Raw genomic sequence first — 18,947 nt, 5'->3', positions numbered from 1 at the left:
GAAGTGCGCAAAGGGGGATTCGAACCCCCACGGGCTAACGCCCACTACCCCCTCAAAGTAGCGTGTATACCAATTTCACCACTTGCGCATTAAAACTTCAATTGGGAGTGCAAAGATAGACGAGCGTTAATTAATCACAAAGGATTTTCTCCGGTAAACTATCAGGTAGCCACCCACAGGGAATCAGTGAAATATTCATCCGTGTCCCGGAGGTTTTTTACAACACCAAACCCACTGCTGGCAGCCAATTCATCGATTGTTTCGAAATCAAACTTCCTGGAGATCTCCACATGAATGGGCTCCCATTTTTTGAAGTAATAAGTGGCCTCTGTCGCCTGAACGGTCACTTCTTGTTCGGCAAGGCTAATTAAATAGCTCTTGCACTCACCTGACTGCGGGTCGTACGACTGATAGTGCTTGAATTTTGTCAAATCAAAATTGGCACCCAGCTCTTTGTTGAGCCGATTTAGCAGGTTCATATTGAAATCTCTCGTCACACCCCAGGGGTCGTCGTATGCGTCCCTGATTACATGCGGATCCTTTTTCATATCGAAGCCGATAAGTACCATGTCGCCTTCGTTCAGGCTTGCCCTGAGTGAGGAGAGGAAACTGATGGCTTGGTGCTGCCTGAAGTTGCCAATATTTGACCCCAGAAACAGCACCACCTTTCGCTGCCCGTCGGTCTTTTGCATTTGGTTCAGCACTTCGAAATATTCGCCTTCCATGCCTTGTACCTGCAAAGCCGGGAGCTCTGTTTGGAGAGAGCTTTCCAATTCCTGAAGCACATTGCCTGATATGTCGATGGGCCGGTAGTCGAATTTTGCGTGTTGCTCTGTGAAGTGACGCAGCAGCACCTTGGTTTTCCAACCATCCCCAGCACCAAATTCCATTAAATGAAAGGCAGTTCCCTGGTCGGCAAAATATTGAAGAAGCAGCTCCTTGTGTTCTTCAAATATGGCATACTCAGCCCTGGAGAGATAATACTCATCCAGTTGCATGATTTTTTGAAACAGCCTGTCTCCTTCTGCATCGTAGAAATACCGGGAAGAAATGGCTTTGGGGCTTGCTGAAAGGCCCGAATCTATTTCGGACGCAAAGGTGTCGGTTGGAAGCAATACTTCCTCATTAAGTTCTTTTTCCATAGATGGTTTAGATGTGTTTGGCGAGCCTGATGCCAGTGAACTGCCAGCGCAAATTGGGCTGAAAGAAATTACGATAGGTGGCTCTGATGTGGTTGGCAGGTGTGGCGCATGACCCACCCCGCAGCACCATTTGGTTGACCATAAATTTCCCGTTGTATTCCCCCACAGCGCCTTCTTCAGTTTTAAAATACGGGTAGGGCAGGTAGGCACTTTGAGTCCACTCCCAGGCATCCCCAAAGAGTTGTAAGTTGCCCGGCTTTTGGGCTACCGGGTGGTAGCGCTCGCTTTCCACAAAATTGGAAGTGGAGGGAGCCGAAGGACTTAGCTGACGAGATGCGGCCTCCCACTCAAACTCAGTAGGTAGCCTTAGTCCAGCCCAGCGGGCAAAAGCTTCTGCTTCATAATAATTTATGTGCGTGACAGGAAGGGAGGGGTCGATTGGCTGAAGGCCGCCGAGTGTGTATTGGTGCCAAACGCCATCGATTTTGTGCCAGTACATAGGCGCCTCTGCCTTTTCAGTATTCACCCAGGCCCATCCGTCCGACAGCCAGAACCGGAAGTCCTGATAGCCGCCTGCTCTGATGAACTCCAGGTATTCGCCGCAGGTAACAAGGCTGTTGCGAATGGCAAAGGGGTGAAGGAAAACCTTGTGCACGCCTTTTTCATTGTCGAAGTGGAAGCCCTCTCCCTGGTAGCCAATGGTGTGCATGCCCTCCTGTACCTCAGAAAAAGAGACGTCATTGGCAGCAGTCGATTTTTCAGCCACCGATGGCCTGTAGAGTGGTTGCAGTGGATTGTTACCCAGAATGTACTTAATATCCGTTAAGAGCAGCTCCTGGTGCTGCTGCTCATGATTGAGGCCAAGCGCCAGAAGGGTGGCAGCCCGCTCCGGTATGCTTTCGCTGTTTTCCAGCCAGGCCAGCATGTGCGCATCCACATGTTTTCTGTAGGCGAATACGTCGGCCACCGTTGGCCTTGAGAGATTCCCTCTGTCGGTTCGCACCACCCGCTTCCCAACGGACTCATAGTAGCTATTGAAAACAAAATTATAGCTATCGTTGAAGAGCTGGTAGCCTTTTACATAGGGTTGCAAGATAAAGGTTTCGAAAAACCAGGTGGTGTGACCCAGGTGCCATTTGGGTGGGCTCACGTCCACAACCGGCTGAACGACAAAGTCTTCCGTTTGGAGTGGCTCGCAAAGTTTTTCCGACTGTGTTCTTACCTGCTGAAATGAATCTATTAGTTGAATGGATGGGCTTTCTATCAGTTCCATAGATGAATTTTGGTATTGCTTTAAAGTAAAACCATTTTAATCAGCTATGGTTCCTGCGAAATAGAAGCGTCACGACATTTTACCGAAAAAGTGCCAAAGATTTTTTTCGCAAATAATTAAACAATTCGGAGTTTTATACGTAATAGTAATACTATCGTTACGGATACTCTTACTTTTGCACATGTCAGTGATTACTATCCAAATTGGAGAGAGGTATTACAGTAAAGATCCCCAGTCTACTGAGCTCGGGAGAAAAATCATTTCAGCGAGCATCGAATTGCTTGACCAGTTGGGATTTGAAGAGTTTACCTTCAAAAAGCTGGCAGAAAGCATTGGGTCGACCGAAGCATCGATTTACCGGTATTTTGAAAACAAATTGAAGCTGTTGGTATACCTCACTTCCTGGTATTGGGCTTGGCTGGAATATATGATCGACTACAAAACCCATCATATTCAGGACAAAGCACTCAAGCTCAAAGAAATCATCAAAATTCTTTGCCATGCCGACCAGAGTAACCTGAGCATGGATTTGCCAGGCGTAAACACAGTTAGCCTGCGGCATGTGGTGGTGAGCGAGGCAGACAAAACCTACCTCACTAAAAAAGTGGATGAGATCAACAACCAGGGGCTCTTCATGGGATTCAAATCGCTCTGCCACAAAATTGCCTTGACTATTTCGGCCATTAGCCCGTCATTCGAGTATCCCCATGCTGTTGCCACCACAATTCTCGAAGCGTCACATCAGCAAGCTTTTTTTGCGTTGCATTTGCCTTCTCTCACCGAGATAAGGAGAGACGGCGAAGAAAGTGTGGAAAATCAGGTGTACCGCTTTATTGATGTATTGATTTCTAAATTGCTGAAGTAAAAAATTTCCAAAATGAAAGGTGACGGCCTCAAGATAGAAAATAAGAGTATAGGTGATGAATCAAAATTATCACCTGTCAAGCGTTTGTTCAGAATGCTGTCGCTCGACAAGCGGGAGATTTTCGTTATTTATGCGTATGCGATTTTCTATGGCCTGATCAACCTTTCTCTGCCCCTTGGCGTTCAGGCGATCATCGGTTTTGTCACCAGTGCTGAATTTTCATCGTCCTGGGGGCTGCTGATATTTATCGTTGTGCTGGGCGTGGCTACCGCCGGCATCATACAGATTCTTCAATTGTCGCTTACTGAATTGCTTCAGCGCCGCATTTTCACACGGGCGTCTTTCGAGTTTGCTTACCGGATTCCCAGGTTCAAAATGGAAGCCATCTCCGGCTTTTACCCACCGGAACTGATGAACCGTTTTTTTGATACACTGAACGTTCAAAAGGGACTTCCCAAGATCCTGATAGACGCATCCACGTCGGTACTACAGATTTTCTTCGGGTTGATTCTCTTGTCTTTTTACCACCCTTTCTTCGTTTTCTTTGGTATTGTACTCATTGGCCTGATGTCCCTCATTTTTCTTGTCACAGGATCCAGAGGGCTAAAGACCAGCATTATGGAATCGAAGTACAAGTACCAGGTGGCCCATTGGCTTGAAGAGTTGGCCAGGGTGATGGGCACTTTCAAGCTGGCCGGAAAGACGAGCCTGCCCATCGATAAAATGAACTACTATGTGAGCAACTACCTCAAGTTCAGAAAGCAGCATTTCAACATCCTCATCCTGCAGTTTTCGAATATTGTAGCCTTCAAAACGATTGTTACTTGCGGCATTCTAATTCTGGGCAGTATTCTCGTCATCAATCAGGAGATCAACCTGGGGCAATTTGTTGCTTCTGAGATCATCATTCTTTTGGTGCTTAACTCATCTGAGAAGCTGATTCTCAGTATGGAAACGGTGTATGACGTGCTTACGGGATTGGAAAAGCTAGGGCAGGTAACTGATATCGAATTGGAGAGTGACGAGGGCATTGATTTAAATGAAATCGCCAAAGGGAAAGGTATTTCTCTGGAAGTGACTGGGCTTACTTACCAATTTCCGGGTACTGACAGACCTGCTGTGAATGGCGTAGACCTAAAGGTCGGCGTGGGCGAAAAAGTGTGCATTACAGGAGTCAATCAATCGGGTAAGTCCACATTACTGGCGTTGCTCTCAGGTTTGTACAATGACTATAGCGGTTCGATCCACTTCAACGGCATACCACTGGGCGACATCAACATTATGAGTTTTCGTTCTTTTATTGGCGACAACCTGGGTATGCAGGATCTTTTCTACGGCACATTGGAGGAAAATATTACTGTTGGAAAGGAAGGCATCAACCTTGACGATATGCTTTGGGCCATAGAAGAGGTTGGCCTCGGGGAGTATTTCAGGTCACTTCCCAAAGGGCTCAATACCATGATTCAACCCGAAGGCCAGGGGCTGTCGACGAGCACCCGACAGAAAATCATCTTGGCTCGGACCATTTCAGAGAAACCTAAGCTGATTGTGATGGATCACACAATGCATGGACTGGACTTTGAAGACCGAAAGCACATTAGTTCAATACTGACGGATCCGGAGGCTAAATGGACATTATTGGCAGTTACCAGTGACCCACTCATGCTCTCAAAATGTGATAAAGTAGTTACCATGGAGTACGGGAAAATAGTGGACATAGAAACCAGGGCTAAAGCGACGAAGCCTAAAAAGAAGTAGACCAATGTTAAACATTTCAAATAATTCGATCAACCGTGATGAGGTGCTTAAGGACCAATCGGCCTATCAGGATGTGATGGAAACATCTGCTTCCCGGAGGTTGGTCTACCTGTTGTCGGCGCTTCTCTTTATTTTTCTGGTGATATTGTTTTTCCCCTGGACACAAAACATCAGGGCCCGGGGCAAACTCACTACGCTGCGCCCCGAAAACAGGGAACAAAACATCCATTCGATGATTACCGGACGAATAGAAAACTGGTTTGTTCGTGAGGGGCAACTCGTGACCAAAGGGGACACCATCGTATTTATTTCGGAAGTGAAATCAGAATATTTGGATCCCATGCTTATTGAGCGATCGACTAATCAAACGGATGCGAAAAAGGCGTCTATCGATACTTATGTGAGCAAAGCCCAGGCGCTGGCTGAGCAAATTGCGGCCCTGGAGAAAAACCAAATATTGAAAACAGAGCAGGCAGAAAACTACTTCAATCAGTCGAGACTGAAAGTGCTATCGGACAGCATCGATTTTGAAACGGCACTGGTAAATTATGAAATAGCGCAAAGGCAGTTCGACCGTCAGCAGACGCTATACGACCAGGGCCTGAAGTCTTTGACGGAGCTGGAACAGAGAAAGCAGAAGCTCCAGGAGGCTTTGTACAAAAAGATTTCGATAGAGAACAAGTGGCTGGCCAGCAAGAATGAGTTCATCAACGCAAAGCTTAATTTAAGTGTAGTGCGAAATGAGTTTTCGGAGAAAATTGCGAAAGCAAAATCCGACCGCATGTCGGCGCTCTCCGACGCTTTGCAAGCTGAAGGCGACTTCAATAAGCTCTCGATACAGCAGTCCAGTTACACAAAGAGGTCCGGTTTTTATTACATCACCGCTCCTCAGGATGGTTATGTAACGAAGGCAAGGATTACCGGTATTGGGGAAACAGTGAAAGAAGGAGAGGCTGTTTTTAGTTTCATTCCCGTCAACTACGACCTCGCAGTAGAAATGTATGTGCGGCCAATTGACCTGCCATTGATTGAAGAGGGGCGTAAGGTGCAGCTGCAGTTCGACGGATGGCCGGCCCTTGTTTTCAACGGGTGGCCAGGTATGTCTTTTGGTACCTATTCTGGCCGCATTGTGGCTTACGACAGGGCCGCCAGCCCCAACGGGCAGTTTCGGGTGCTTGTTGCTCCCGATCCCAATACCGCAGAGTGGCCGCAGTTGCTGAGGCTTGGTTCTGGCACCTATGGCATAGCCCTGCTTAAAAAAGTGCCGGTTTGGTACGAGCTATGGAGGAATTTGAATGGGTTCCCTCCCGATTTCTACAAAGAGGAAGAAGCCTACAATCCCGACAAAAAATCAAAATGAGACAACTGAGGTTATTTATCATATTAGCGCTTTTGTCTGTTGCACACCTGGTGTGGTCTCAGCCTGCGGATGGAGGCTGGCTGAGCCTGGAGGAGTTTTATGACCTGGTGAATAAGTACCATCCCATTGCCAGGCAGGCCACACTGCTCAACACACGGGGAAGCCTGGCCGTCAATCAGGCCAGGGGAGCTTTCGATCCGAAGCTTGTGTCCGACTTTAGCCGAAAAAACTTTGACGGGAAAAACTACTACGACATTTGGAACACCTACGTGCAGGTGCCCACCTTGCTCAACGTAGACCTCAAGGCGGGTTACGAACGAAACAAGGGCTTGTACCTCAGTCCCGAAAACACTGTGCCCACGGACGGGCTCTACTATGCGGGCGTTTCGGTGCCTGTGGGGCAGGGGCTGATCCGAAACGAGCGAACCATTGGGCTACAGAGAGGCAAGTATGAAGCGCTGGCGTTTGAGAACGAGGCGAACAATGTGCTCAATAATCTTTTTCTGGATGCCAACTATGCCTACTGGTGGTGGTACGAAAACCACAAAAAGAGGGAGGCCATGCAAACCAACCTGAGGCTGATCAGGCAGAGGTTTGAGGGGATCAGGCAGGGAGCAATCAGTGGAGAAAATGCCACGATCGATAGTGTGGAAATGCTGATACAAGTGCAGCAATGGACCAACGAACTCCGGGAGGCGGAGCTTAACCTGCAAAACAGCACCCTGCTCATGCAAAACTTTGTTTGGGCCGATAGCCTCGACGTGGTGGCACTGCGCCCTTTTCATGAGGATAGCACCACTGCTCCGGACCTCGACAGCTACCTCGACTGGGCTTTGGCCAACCACCCTGACCTCAAGAAGCTGAACATAGAAAGCAGCGTGCTTGAGCTGGACAGGAAATTGAGCAGCGACCAGCTGAAGCCTGTGATTGATGTCAATTACAATATGTTGTTTGCCGGCCAGAACGATTTGGAAATTGCCAACTACGACAACAACTACAAGCTAGGGGTAGATTTTGTCTTTCCGCTGCTTTTAAGAAAGGAAAGGGCAAAGCTGAAAATAGTCAAGATCAAGCAGCAGGAGTATGACCTGAAGATCACACAAAAAAATAGGGAAGTCATCAACAAGATTCAGCAGAGCTACAACAAGGTATATACGCTGGACGACATGATTGATCAACAGCGGCAGATCCAGGTTAACTACGAGCGCATGCTGCAGGCCGAGCTCACCAAATTCGAGAATGGGGAGAGCTCCATTTTTCTTGTCAACAGTCGGGAAAACAAAAAGCTACAGGGCCAGATCAAGCTGATCGAGCTGGAGGCGAAATACAACCGCTCCCTGGGAGAGCTCAAGTGGGCGACAGGCAAGCTGTATGAGGAGATTGGAGGAGTGGAATAGGTAGGTGAAGCATGCCTGGTTTTTAGCAAAAAGAAACACCACGGCATAAACAGGTTAAAATGCTGCCGTGGTGCTGACTTCGGTGGTGTTTAACAATTGCTTACAGGTAGTCTATTTCATAGTTCAAAAGAAAAACCCCGCCCTCATAGGCAATTGAATTAAGCTCACGCAAGCGATATGTTTCCTCACAGCCTTCGAATAGCTTGATGCCCTCCCCAAAAAGCACCGGATTCAGCTTGACCTTAACCTCATCTATGAGCTTGTGGCCGAGCAGAAAACCAGCAAACTGCCCACCGCCACAGAGGTAAATCGGCGACCCGACTGTCTCCTTAAGTTCCTGCAGAAAGTCGATTGGGTTATCGCTTATTACTTTCACTTGATCGTGGGCCTGCTCAAAATGCAGCGAACTGGAGAAAATGTAGTGCATCATATGAGGGTAGGCTGGTTGCCCGGGGTTCAGGCCGTAGTTGTAGCCATATTCGTAAGTGTGCCTGCCCATGATGACAGTGTCGTACTCCTTCAGGCTTTCCAGATAGTCGGAAACATGTTCTCCTTCTTCAAGGAAACCCTGAGTGGTGCCGTCTTTGTGGGCAATGTAGCCATCGAGCGTTGAGGCTACGTGGTATATTATTCTTCGCATGGAATGTCAGTTTGAATGAAAAAATAGTTGAGCTGCCGATATTGAAACTGGCGCATCAGATTTTAATAGTTTCCGGGTTGCCCTATGCCCTGTAAATGACTATGCTACACGCTGAAGCAAAGTGGATATATTTCGTCGTAATAGGAACAACCCCGATCGGAAACCTGATGTAATGGGAGTGGCGGGAATGTGCTTTCTGAGCAAATTCAGGAAGCAATGTGTGCCACGGGAAGATGTGAAAAAATTATCTGATCATGTTTGAAAGTCCCTCAGTTTGCACCGAAGCCATGGCAAATATAATGTGATAGTTCCAAAATTTAAAAATCGCTCATTCAACACTAACCCCGATTCTGATCTCAGTATCACATATTTCATCTTAGGTTTGGTATTTTTTGTCAAACGACATTGTGCAGCAACGCTCCTCATCGAATGCAATCTTCAGTTTTCGTGATCAGAATATTGTTGAGAAAGCCGGAGAAACAAGCGCCACGATTTTTGAACGAGACATCGACGAGCTTATGGAGGCAGAGCGCCGCCATAATGAACGGGAAGACAAAGTCTTTTCGCAACCATCAAGGCGATACCAACAGGTAAAAAAGAGAAGTGGGGGCTAAAATAAGCAGCACATCGGGCGCCGCATTTTTGGTGACCCGAGAATAAATTACAGATAATCCATTTATTTCTAAACGATTGTTTAGTTTTGTCGTATACACCCTAAAATATGGCAAGGAAAAAGGCATATACAGAAGAAGAAGTTATTGAAAAGGCGATGAACCTATTTTGGCGCAATGGGTATGAAACGACATCCATGCAAATGCTGGAAAAAGAAATGGGAATTAACAAATTTTCAATTTATGCGAGCTTTGGAAGCAAGAATGGCGTATTCCTTGAAAGTATAAAGTGCTATAGGGAGCGGCTGGGGCAAATTACGAGCAAACTGAAGGCCTCCTCCAATGGTATTGAAGGATTAAAGCAATACTTCTACGATTTTATCGATTTTTCCAGAGAAACGACGGTCGGCAGGGGTTGCCTCATTACTAACACAGCAAATGAATTAAGCCAGGATGCTGACCCCAAAATCCGAAAGGAAGTGTCAAAATTTACTGAGGAAATACGGCAACTGTTCATTAATAACCTGGCGCAAGACCTCACAAAAGACGCAGCAACCGTGAATGAGCAAGGAGACTATTTGATTATTGCCATGGTTGGACTGTCCTCTGCCTCAAGGTTATTCGACAAACCACAATTGAGAAACTACATAGAAAACACGTTTAAGAATCTTTAATTTTTTTAACCAATTTCTAAACAATCGTTTAGAAATAACTCAAATAAACAGAAAATAATGAGTACACTGAAAATTCACAACTTAGAAACGGCACCGGAAGAGAGCGTCCCTTTTTTAGAGCGTTCGCTAAAAGCCAATGGAAGAATACCTGGCCTACATGGTGTATTAGCTGGTGCCCCCGGCCTGCTTGAGGCTTATCAGACACTACACAGGCTTTTCACATCATCGTCATTTAACAAGGAAGAGCTCACAGTGGTGTGGCAAACCATTAATGTGGAACACGAATGTCATTATTGTGTGCCAGCCCATACTGGTATCGCCAACATGATGAAAGTTGACCCGACGATAACTGAGGCCTTGAGGAACGGCCAACCAATGCCAACCGAAAAACTACAAGCTCTGCACGCACTGACACTCTCAATTGTCCGCAACCGGGGTCATGTGTCTGACATGGAACTGGAAGCATTTTATGCCAACGGATATGAAGAACGTCAGTTGCTGGAAATAATTCTGGGGTTGTCTCAAAAAGTGATCAGCAACTATGTAAATCATATTGCCGGAACCCCTGTTGACACTGTGTTCGAAAAATACAAGTGGGATGCTGCAACAGCCCAAACCAACTAATCAGGCGGCATACACAGTACGTGGAGGATAAATGCGGTGAGTAAGACGATGTAGCCAAAAAGGTAGTATTTGATTGGCGTATTGCTCGGTAGGTCTGATTTCTTCCCTTTGCCATGCCAGCAGAAATTTTACCCTTTGAATTACGGGCTCCCCTCATGGCTATAGTATGATGGCTATGGTCAGCCTGAATATTTACTTTTTAAGAAATAAATAGATGACGAATAATAGAAGAATGTTTATGAAAAAGGCCGCTATGGCTGGAATAGCCGGATTGACAGCTGCAAAGGCGACGGCAAGTTCAAACACAAGGCCGGAAGAAGCAAACCCGGTGATGATATCCCTTGCAAGGCCCAAAGTACTGTTCTTTGATGTAAACGAAACATTACTCGATCTCACAGCCATGAAAAAGCACGTAGGCGATGTATTAGACGGGAGAGAAGATTTACTTCCGCTTTGGTTTACGACGATGCTACAATACTCGTTGGTGACAACAGCTGGCAGACAATATGAACATTTTGGTTTCATTGGTGCGGCAGCATTGCAAATGGTGGCTGCTAACAATGGCATTTCAATATCGCAAAAATCCGCCAGGGAGACTATTGCCGAATCGATGAGCGCATTGCCTGCTCATCCGGAAGTAAAGGCCGCATTATCTCAATTAAAAGGAGATGGGTACAAATTGGTGTCATTTACTAATTCATCAAATGCTGGAGTAAAAAAACAATTTGAGTTTGCAGGCTTGCTCGACTTCTTCGAAGACCGGCTAAGTGTGGAAGATATTGGGAAATTCAAGCCTTTTGCAGATACGTATGACTGGGCTGCAAGAAAAATGGGAGTAGCTCCTGCCGACAGTATGCTCATTGCAGCGCATTGCAGCGCATGGCTGGGGCACTTTGGGCCGGTTGGCGGGCAGCTTTTATTGGCAGACCCGGGCAGCAGCCATTCCCGCTTGCGCCGGTTTCTGAAATAGTGGCTCCTGATTTGCAAAAAGCTGCCGATATACTGGTTAGTTACAGGTAAGCAGTTTGCGTTTGATCACCCGGTTGTGCCCTTAACTGGCGCCCGGTTAAAGGTTTAACAGGTACCCAGTTAAGCGCTTAACTGGAAAGGCCCTGCTTCATAGGGTAAAAAGACAAAGATTAGACGGACGAAAATTGTTAGATTAGGGGGGGTAATTCCAATTGGTTGGGGTTATTGTATAGCACTGCAAATAGAAACAGATTAGAATGAACCCTACACTATATCAAATTTCTTGTCAACCAAGACATTTACGATACATGTATTTCGTAGATGAAGAATATGATTATGAGGAACTATTAAAACTTATACATGTAAACCAGTCCATTTGGGGTGGTAGGTATAATCCTATTGTTCCTGTACAGAAAAACAAGATTTCTACAGAATATCAACAATTAATTAAGCACTACGATCCTGATTACATTTTCTATTCGAAAGGCGTTGATCCCAAAACTATTCGTGAATTGCGACTATTTAATCCAGCGGGTTACTATTGCCTAGATGATAAGCCAAGAAAGGAAGATATTTCGGGAGTAAGTTCAATTTACTTCATCTCAAGCTTTGACCCCAATACCAAAATAATATTGGTCGGGGACTTGTGGAGAAGCAGAAGTCAGCTTCTTTCTTTTTACGAAACTAATTTCGGACTAAGTAAGAATGGGTATCGCTTTGAATTTGAGTTAGCCAAGCATTACCCGCAGACAATAATTGACTCAAAGAACGTTGGTGAATTAAACAAAATTATTCACCATGATAAACCGATCAATCAAGCCAGTCTGTCAAAAAAGAACCTCAACACCCGGATTGTCAGAAATCTTGAAGAAGCATCTTACGACTCGGTCGAAATCGTTGTATCCAAAGACAAATCCTCAAATCAAGACTTACTATATTTCTGGAATCGGCATCTGTTCGAATGCTCAAACATTCTATATGTAACTTTGGATGAACTTGAAGAACTATGTAATGATAAGTTCTTCGGTGGAGTGCTATACGATCAAAGCACTAAGAATACAATTGAAATTATTTCCTTTTCACTAACAGAGGATGAACTAAAATCTCTAATAGAAACCAAATTCAAACCAATTGCTTTTAATACAAGGTTCATTCACAAGCCAATAGAATCATTTCCATTTGAAGTCTTAGATGCAAATGGGCTTTTCGAGAGAAATTATGGTGAATCAACATCTACACAAACCTTGGTTTCTGACGAAGGGCTTATTCAACTCCCCAAGTTGAGCTTCACAGATAAGATCGGGTTCTTCCCTCAAAAATGGGCATTAGATGTGATAATAAAAAAAGGGTCTACGAATCATCTTGCGTATAAGCAGTTTCCATTGACAACGCAGACCCATAACATCATAAAAGGTGTAGTGGGGCGAGTGAACCTAAGGAGAAACATTTCTGTCTTTATCCATGACCAAACAAATATCGAAAGCACATTAGAAATTATTGTTCCGAAATTCCCTGACCTTATAAGGCAACTAATACAAAGACCAGTTATTCATGGAGAACCTAGGAATTCGAAATTTCTTACCGTTGGTTCACATGATGACAGCAATAGACTTGCAGCGTTTATCAAAACTTTCAATAGTAGATTCGATACCATTGATGACTTTTTTACTGATAAATTTTGGGTTGATTTAATCGAAGATTTATGCGTTACAAAAAGCCCAGCAGGCCCAACAATAACTTTTAAAAAGTTGGTATCCAGATGCGAAGAAATACTGAAAGAGAATGGAGTAACGCTTGGTGAAAGAGAAAAGACCTTTCAAAATATAGAGAACCTTGAAATTGGTTTGAAAATAACCCTTAGCGAATTGTGTAACTACAAAGTCTTTCTGAAAGGGTTCACCATTAAGTGTACCAACTGTTCCTCTCATTTCTGGTATCCGTTGACGGAGATTGATCATGCTATTAATTGCAAAGGGTGTTTAGAAAGTTTTGACTTTCCGGTCGAACCTGAGTTTTCCTACAGGCTGAACGATTTGATTAAGAACAATATTTTCCAATCGCCAACGCAAAGAGATGGGAATTTGGCAGTTATTAGATCCTTAGTCAGTATTCGAATAAGAAGTCACAGTAGTTTCGAATATAATCCTCAGCTGAATTTATATAGTGATTATAATTCAAATAAGCCTTGTTCTGAAATTGATTTGTTGGCACTTTCTGACGGGAATTTTATAATCGGAGAGGTAAAACACAACAGTAAGGGGTTTTCGGAAGACAAAAACAAGGCATTGGAAGGCTTAGTTGAAATTGCAAAAGAAATTTACCCTGACAAAATAATCCTGGCCTGTTATGAAGACTCAAATGACAAATTAGAAAAGGCTAAAACAGGATTAATTCACCTATTTAGAAAATGGGAATATCAACCAGAAATAGAAACATTACAGCTTTTTATACCGGATTATTTCCCTATTGAAGGGTATAGATATTTCTATTATTAATTGAGAAAAAATGGAGACCCCTGGATACTGGGAGCGACTGGCGCTTGAACTATTGACCGATTCTGAGCAAAATCAATCGCCCTCTCTCACAAGCTGCACGGCATCCATTCTGATGCGGGCATCTTTGATGAGCGACGAAAGTTTGGCCCGTTCTTCGAGGGCCAGCTCAATTTCTTCGGGCCTGACATTCTCGTTTTTGGCATGAAGTGCCGTCAGTCGCCCGATTTCATGGTCCATGGTCAGCCTCATTTGCTGCAGGCCGTTTAAGATTTCGTCGGCTCTGAGCTCTTCTGCCAGGGCTGTTGCGGCCTTGATCATGTTCGGGAGAATGACATCCACCAACGTGTCATTTTCCAGCATGTCGTCAATTTGGCCGGGCCTCAGCTGCTGATCGAACAGTTCAGTAGGGTAGTCATCCGTTACATCCTCACCACTATGGTCAACCACTACCCTCAGCGGAGTGGCAGGAAGAAAACGGTCGACATGGATGCTTTTTCCACCCGACGTTTCCAGCACAAAGAGCACTTCCAAAAGAATGGCTGACTCTCCGGTTCCCCGAAGCACGCCGTAGCTGGCCGCTCCTGCACCATCGCTGAGCACCAGGTCCATGGCGCCTGTGGCCATGGGATGGTCCCAGCTAATGAAGCTCATGTCTTCCCTGGCCAGTGCCCGTTTCCGGTCGAACGTAACGGAGATGCCCTCATCGGGTAGCGATGGGAACTTGTATTTGTTGGCCTGGGTAGGGTGCAGCAAATAGGTGCGGGGGCCGAGGTCTTCCATGTCGATAGAAAAATGATGAAAAACCTGCACCATGTACTTCTCCAGACTTGTATCGAGGTCTGCCTCACCGATTTGCTCCACCAGTTTTTTCGCCACGGCCGGCCGAAATGAGTTCATTTCGAGCAATCGATCCCGGCCATTGGCGAGCATCTTTTTGAGGTCTTGCTGAAAAGCAGCCGTGTCAGCAATGAGCGACGCCAGGTGCCTGTCCGCCTCGGGTGACCCAACCGACTGTGTGGCCTCCTTCAACCGCTCGCCAAACAACTGCGCCAGCTGGTTGCCACCTTCCAGGTTTTCTTCAAAAGCATTGAGGCCTTCATGAAACCACCTGACAAGCACTTCCTGAGGGCTTCCCGTTAGGTAAGGCACATGAATCTGGATGTCTTCCGTTTGCCCTATCCGATCCAATCGCCCGATCCTTTGTTCCAACAATTCTGGGTGCGCTGGTAAATCGAACAAAATGAGGTGGTGGGCAAATTGAAAATTCCTGCCCTCGCTGCCTATTTCCGAGCAAAGGAGCAAGCGGGCACCATCTGGTTCGGCAAACCAGGCCGCATTCCTGTCTCGCTGCACAATGGTGAGGTCTTCGTGGAAAACGCCCACTTTGATGCCGCTGAGCTTCCCAATAGCTTCCTCCAGGGCCAGTACTTTTTCTTTGCTCCGGCAAATCAGCACTGCTTTTGCTGGCTTCAGCTTCTTCATCAGCTTCACCAGCCAGCTCACCCTTGGGTCTTCTTCAAACCAAAACTTTTGCAATGGGCCATCAGTCGCTGATTTCTCTGAGTCGAGGGCATACTCCTGCGACAACCGCTGTGCCCACAAGTCAGGCTGCTCAGCCGCCTTGATAGGCACAAGATGGGCTATTCTCTTTGGGAACCCAGTCATTGCCGACCGGGTATTTCTAAAGACCACCCGGCCCGGGCCATGCTGATCGAGCAAATCTTCGATAAGGTTGTTCTTTGCCACCTCTCCGCCTTTGGCAAGTGCTGCTATCCTTTCCTTGCCAAACATCGATTCCAGCAACTGGGTATTGGCCGCCTGCAAGGGTTTTCCTGAAGAGAGTGCTTCCACCACATTGGCAATCGCTTTATAGTCCTGCGATTCATTTTTGAAGGTGTCATAGTCGGCGTACCTATCCGGATCCAGCAGCCGAAGCCTGGCAAAATGGCTTTCTACGCCCAGTTGCTCCGGGGTGGCCGTCAAAAGCAGTAGTCCTTTTGCTACCCGGCTCAAAAGCTCCACAATGCCATATTCAGGGCTGACTTTGTCCACCGACCATTCCAAATGGTGGGCTTCATCTACCACCAGCATGTCCCAACCGGCAGAAAGCGCCTGACTGGCCCGCACTTGCGAACCAGCTAAGAAAGAAGTGCTGCAAATAATCAGCTGGTCGTCGAGAAACGGGTTGCCATCGGGGGCACCGCCATCGAGTGAAGCACAGCGCACCTCGTCGTAAATATGGAACCATAGATTAAACCGCCTGAGCATTTCCACAAACCACTGGTGAACCAGTGAATCAGGCACGAGAATCAGCACCCTTGAAATACGCCCGGTCAACAGCAGCCGGTGCAAGATCAAACAGGCTTCGATGGTTTTCCCGAGCCCTACCTGGTCCGACAGCAGCACCCGGGGGGCGTGCCGTGCGCTCACCTCATGGGCGATGTACAATTGATGAGGTATCAGGTCAATCCGGCCCCCGACAAACCCATTGATGGGCGAAATTCTTCTATTGTGGTCATAGTAAAGCGTCTTCCTGCGCAAGGCAAATAGTTCGGGTGTATCGACATCCCCCATAAAAAGCCGGTCGTCCACACCGTGCTTTACTGTTACATCACCAAGGTCAGCCTCCGACAGCTGCCTGCCCTGACCGATATAGATAAATAGGTGCCCGTCCGCTTCCACACGCTCCACCACCAATGGACGCTTGTCCTTGTCGGCAATGGCATCGCCGGGTTTGAAAACCACCCTGCGCAGAGGAGCATTCTCCACGGTGTATTGCCTTACTTCGTCAGCGAGGGGAAAGTGTAGCTTTACACGGCCTTTACTGGTCTCAGTCACGATGCCCACGCCCAATTCGGGCTCGCCTGCACTTGTCCATCGTTGATCGGGGAAGAAGTTTTCCAAAGGTTACTAATTGTTCGGTGAATAGAGCGCTGCCCCCGGGTGAGGGCGCCTCATGGTATTAAGACTGCAAAGGTCTTCAATTTTTGGTTATGATGGTATATGTATATTGAGTACCCAGGAATACTGGTCTTTTTGCCGTTGTTTTTGTGCGATTAATTAACGCAGGCCGCTTCGGTTGTTCAAATGCCCTTTTTTCCAGCAGCCCAGCGCCAACTCGTTTGCTTCGTAGCAACCACCCCATTTGCTGTGTAGCAGACCTGAGAAACACAGCTATCTTTTCGGTCAAACATAGCGATGTTTTGACATAGGGCCGCTTTCAATGGGAACTGAGCTTTCGTATACCAGGCAGAGCAGGAAGGGTCAGTGGTATATAAGATTCATAGTATGCAGATGTAAGCGGGTATGCTGGCTTCGCTTGGGTTATTCAGCTATTTTGATCATTGAAGCGGAAAAATTGTTATAATTGGTATATGGCTATTGGGCATACGGAATTGTTGTGTGTAATGTCGCATTTGAGACTCTAGCAAATGGAAAAGAACATCGTAGACTTACCCGACTTAGATCAAAAGATCTATAGAATCTTTAAGTTAGAGACGTTTATAAAAATTCTGACCAACAAAAAGCTGCGCCTTGTAAGACCGAAAGAATGGGATGACCCATTTGAGGATATTTTTTATAAATCCAACCTGGTAAATAATCATGGAGAGGTTATAAGCCAAATTTATGAAAGAGACAGACTATACGGACAATGTTGGACACTTAGGTACGAATCAGACGCTCTTTGGCGAATATATTCTGACAAAGATTTATTAGATGGAATAAAAGTTCAGACTACTGTTCGAAAACTATTCAGTTGCTTTTACAATAGCTTGATTGAATATCAAGACAAGAGATTTTTTATCGGCCGTATCCAGTATTTAACAATCGATCAAATAAAAGAGAAGCTTGAGGACGAAAAATATGTTCATAACATTCAATTTGACAGTACAAACCTAGAGGGAGCAAAAACACTTTTAATTAAGCGAAAAGAATTCGACCACGAGGAGGAAGTCAGGCTGATTTATTTCGAACATCAACGACATGAAATTGGAAAATATCCTAGTTACTATGAATTTAATTTTGACCCAGCCGACATTTTTGAAGCCTTTGAACTAGATCCTCGACTAGATGCAGATTCCTTTGAGGAATTGCGGGCTGGGCTAGCAAAGTATTATCATGGAAAGATTTCAAGGTCACGACTTTATGAAAATCCTACAATTACCCCAAGAATAAACATAGGACCGAAAAGTTTGAGAGAATTGCAGAACTCCATAGTAAAGTAGATTAAAAGCACCACACACAACACGACGATGTGTGAAGAACTATCGTAATCACCTATTGGTCCTCTTTTAGTTATGTGTGGATTTTTTTCACCATCGTAAATGCCCCATGAATCTTAAATCTTTTTGTGCTATTCATAAAATTGGAGTTGTGAAGCTTGATCCAGATGGCAAATTTTATACTACGTATTTTTCCAAGGATGAAATTAATCGCCTTCATGGTCTTAAAGCTTTGTTTTATGTTGATAGCGGGGCACTCGTATTAGGCAATTCTCACGCAGATGGCGGCATTCAACTACTCCAGCCGTACAAGAAAGAATTTTATGTGTCTGGAGAAATGGAAGGTTATGAGTATCTGTCGAATCCCTTTTATAAAAACTCATATATACAGAAGGCGTCATCAATAAACAGCAATAGAACTGCCGGTTGGACTCAAATACCAACAGTACCGGCCCGATGTTCCGTAATAGATACGAGGGGTTCAAATTGTCCTTTTTTGATGCTTTCGAATCCTAATTTTGGACGCTACATTTATAACAGATATGCAACTTTTGAGTACTTGAACGAAATCCTTGACTTAGACGAACTGCTTAGTAAACAACGACCGTCAATGTTTGGTAGACTTTTCAGACGAAATTGAAAAACACACAACACAGGCCTACGAATGCATGGGGTGTCAGCTGTTATACGGTATGATCGTGGGGTTGCAATCCCCGCCACAAGAGTTATCTTTATCATCGGTGTGGCTACTTTGCGAGGAGACGATTGCGCATTGCAATCCCCACGCATCATAGCCAGTCGTTGAGCGCAATTGCACTGCATGAGAAAACTTTGGCTGATATTTCTAGCGACGTGTACTTTTTCCAGTCTTTATTCTCAGGAGTGGAAAATCGGAGTCATCAACGACCCGGACGGA

At 45.7% G+C, this 18,947-nt stretch carries 15 protein-coding genes and 1 tRNA gene; 11 read left to right on the top strand and 5 right to left on the bottom strand.

Annotated features, from left to right (window positions below):
- Positions 1-4: 4 nt before the first annotated feature.
- From ACMVP2_RS07020 to egtB, 3 genes are all read right to left on the bottom strand, one after another.
- Positions 5-88 (bottom strand) — tRNA-Leu (locus ACMVP2_RS07020).
- Between the two features lie 73 nt (positions 89-161).
- Positions 162-1,142, bottom strand: coding sequence for an L-histidine N(alpha)-methyltransferase (locus tag ACMVP2_RS07015; protein ID WP_416867181.1), 981 nt, complete (start codon positions 1,140-1,142; stop codon positions 162-164).
- A 7-nt stretch (positions 1,143-1,149) separates the two neighbouring features.
- Positions 1,150-2,415 (bottom strand): ergothioneine biosynthesis protein EgtB, encoded by a 1,266-nt coding sequence (egtB, locus tag ACMVP2_RS07010; protein ID WP_416867180.1) that lies wholly within the window; start codon positions 2,413-2,415, stop codon positions 1,150-1,152.
- A gap of 181 nt (positions 2,416-2,596) precedes the next feature.
- On the opposite strand from egtB, the gene ACMVP2_RS07005 reads away from it, so the two are divergent.
- Genes ACMVP2_RS07005 through ACMVP2_RS06990 form a run of 4 tightly spaced genes read left to right on the top strand, consistent with a single transcriptional unit; the run spans position 2,597 to position 7,795 of the window.
- A complete protein-coding gene (locus ACMVP2_RS07005; RefSeq protein WP_339792857.1) occupies positions 2,597-3,280 on the top strand; it encodes a TetR/AcrR family transcriptional regulator in 684 nt (227 codons plus the stop codon).
- A 12-nt stretch (positions 3,281-3,292) separates the two neighbouring features.
- Positions 3,293-5,038, top strand: coding sequence for a peptidase domain-containing ABC transporter (locus ACMVP2_RS07000; RefSeq protein WP_339792855.1), 1,746 nt, complete (start codon positions 3,293-3,295; stop codon positions 5,036-5,038).
- Between the two features lie 4 nt (positions 5,039-5,042).
- On the top strand, positions 5,043-6,398 hold the full coding sequence (locus tag ACMVP2_RS06995) for an HlyD family secretion protein (protein ID WP_339792853.1): 1,356 nt from the start codon (positions 5,043-5,045) through the stop codon (positions 6,396-6,398).
- Positions 6,395-7,795 (top strand): TolC family protein, encoded by a 1,401-nt coding sequence (locus ACMVP2_RS06990; RefSeq protein WP_416867179.1) that lies wholly within the window; start codon positions 6,395-6,397, stop codon positions 7,793-7,795. Before ACMVP2_RS06995 ends, ACMVP2_RS06990 begins: the two co-directional genes overlap by 4 nt.
- 100 nt (positions 7,796-7,895) lie before the next feature.
- Here ACMVP2_RS06990 and ACMVP2_RS06985 read toward each other — a convergent pair whose 3' ends face one another.
- The gene (locus tag ACMVP2_RS06985) at positions 7,896-8,435 is read right to left on the bottom strand and encodes a dihydrofolate reductase family protein (protein ID WP_416867178.1); all 540 of its coding nucleotides are present in this window, start codon (positions 8,433-8,435) and stop codon (positions 7,896-7,898) included.
- A gap of 392 nt (positions 8,436-8,827) precedes the next feature.
- Here ACMVP2_RS06985 and ACMVP2_RS06980 point away from each other — a divergent pair, with 392 nt between their 5' ends.
- The 5 genes from ACMVP2_RS06980 to ACMVP2_RS06960 all read left to right on the top strand — a co-directional run bounded on the left by ACMVP2_RS06980 (position 8,828) and on the right by ACMVP2_RS06960 (position 13,808).
- On the top strand, positions 8,828-9,049 hold the full coding sequence (locus ACMVP2_RS06980) for a hypothetical protein (RefSeq protein WP_416867177.1): 222 nt from the start codon (positions 8,828-8,830) through the stop codon (positions 9,047-9,049).
- A 107-nt stretch (positions 9,050-9,156) separates the two neighbouring features.
- Complete coding sequence (locus ACMVP2_RS06975; protein WP_339792845.1) at positions 9,157-9,720, top strand: TetR/AcrR family transcriptional regulator; 564 nt, start codon at positions 9,157-9,159, stop codon at positions 9,718-9,720.
- 57 nt (positions 9,721-9,777) lie between these two features.
- Complete coding sequence (locus ACMVP2_RS06970; RefSeq protein WP_416867176.1) at positions 9,778-10,344, top strand: carboxymuconolactone decarboxylase family protein; 567 nt, start codon at positions 9,778-9,780, stop codon at positions 10,342-10,344.
- A gap of 214 nt (positions 10,345-10,558) precedes the next feature.
- Positions 10,559-11,314 (top strand): haloacid dehalogenase type II, encoded by a 756-nt coding sequence (locus ACMVP2_RS06965; protein WP_416867175.1) that lies wholly within the window; start codon positions 10,559-10,561, stop codon positions 11,312-11,314.
- A gap of 307 nt (positions 11,315-11,621) precedes the next feature.
- Positions 11,622-13,808, top strand: coding sequence for a hypothetical protein (locus ACMVP2_RS06960; RefSeq protein WP_416867174.1), 2,187 nt, complete (start codon positions 11,622-11,624; stop codon positions 13,806-13,808).
- 72 nt (positions 13,809-13,880) lie between these two features.
- On the opposite strand, the gene rapA is transcribed toward ACMVP2_RS06960, so the two are convergent.
- Positions 13,881-16,712: an RNA polymerase-associated protein RapA gene (gene rapA, locus ACMVP2_RS06955; protein WP_416867173.1), complete on the bottom strand. Its 2,832-nt coding sequence runs from the start codon at positions 16,710-16,712 to the stop codon at positions 13,881-13,883.
- A 527-nt stretch (positions 16,713-17,239) separates the two neighbouring features.
- Here rapA and ACMVP2_RS06950 point away from each other — a divergent pair.
- Positions 17,240-18,034 carry a DUF2971 domain-containing protein gene (locus tag ACMVP2_RS06950; RefSeq protein ID WP_416867172.1) on the top strand — a complete coding sequence of 265 codons (795 nt, stop codon included), beginning with the start codon at positions 17,240-17,242 and terminating at the stop codon, positions 18,032-18,034.
- Positions 18,035-18,140: 106 nt separating this feature from the next.
- Positions 18,141-18,671: a hypothetical protein gene (locus tag ACMVP2_RS06945; RefSeq protein WP_416867171.1), complete on the top strand. Its 531-nt coding sequence runs from the start codon at positions 18,141-18,143 to the stop codon at positions 18,669-18,671.
- Positions 18,672-18,947 lie beyond the last annotated feature (276 nt).

Origin of the sequence: Imperialibacter sp. (assembly GCF_048007035.1) — a bacterium.
In the GTDB taxonomy this organism is placed as follows: domain Bacteria; phylum Bacteroidota; class Bacteroidia; order Cytophagales; family Cyclobacteriaceae; genus Imperialibacter.
This window is presented reverse-complemented; position numbering and strand designations above follow the sequence as displayed.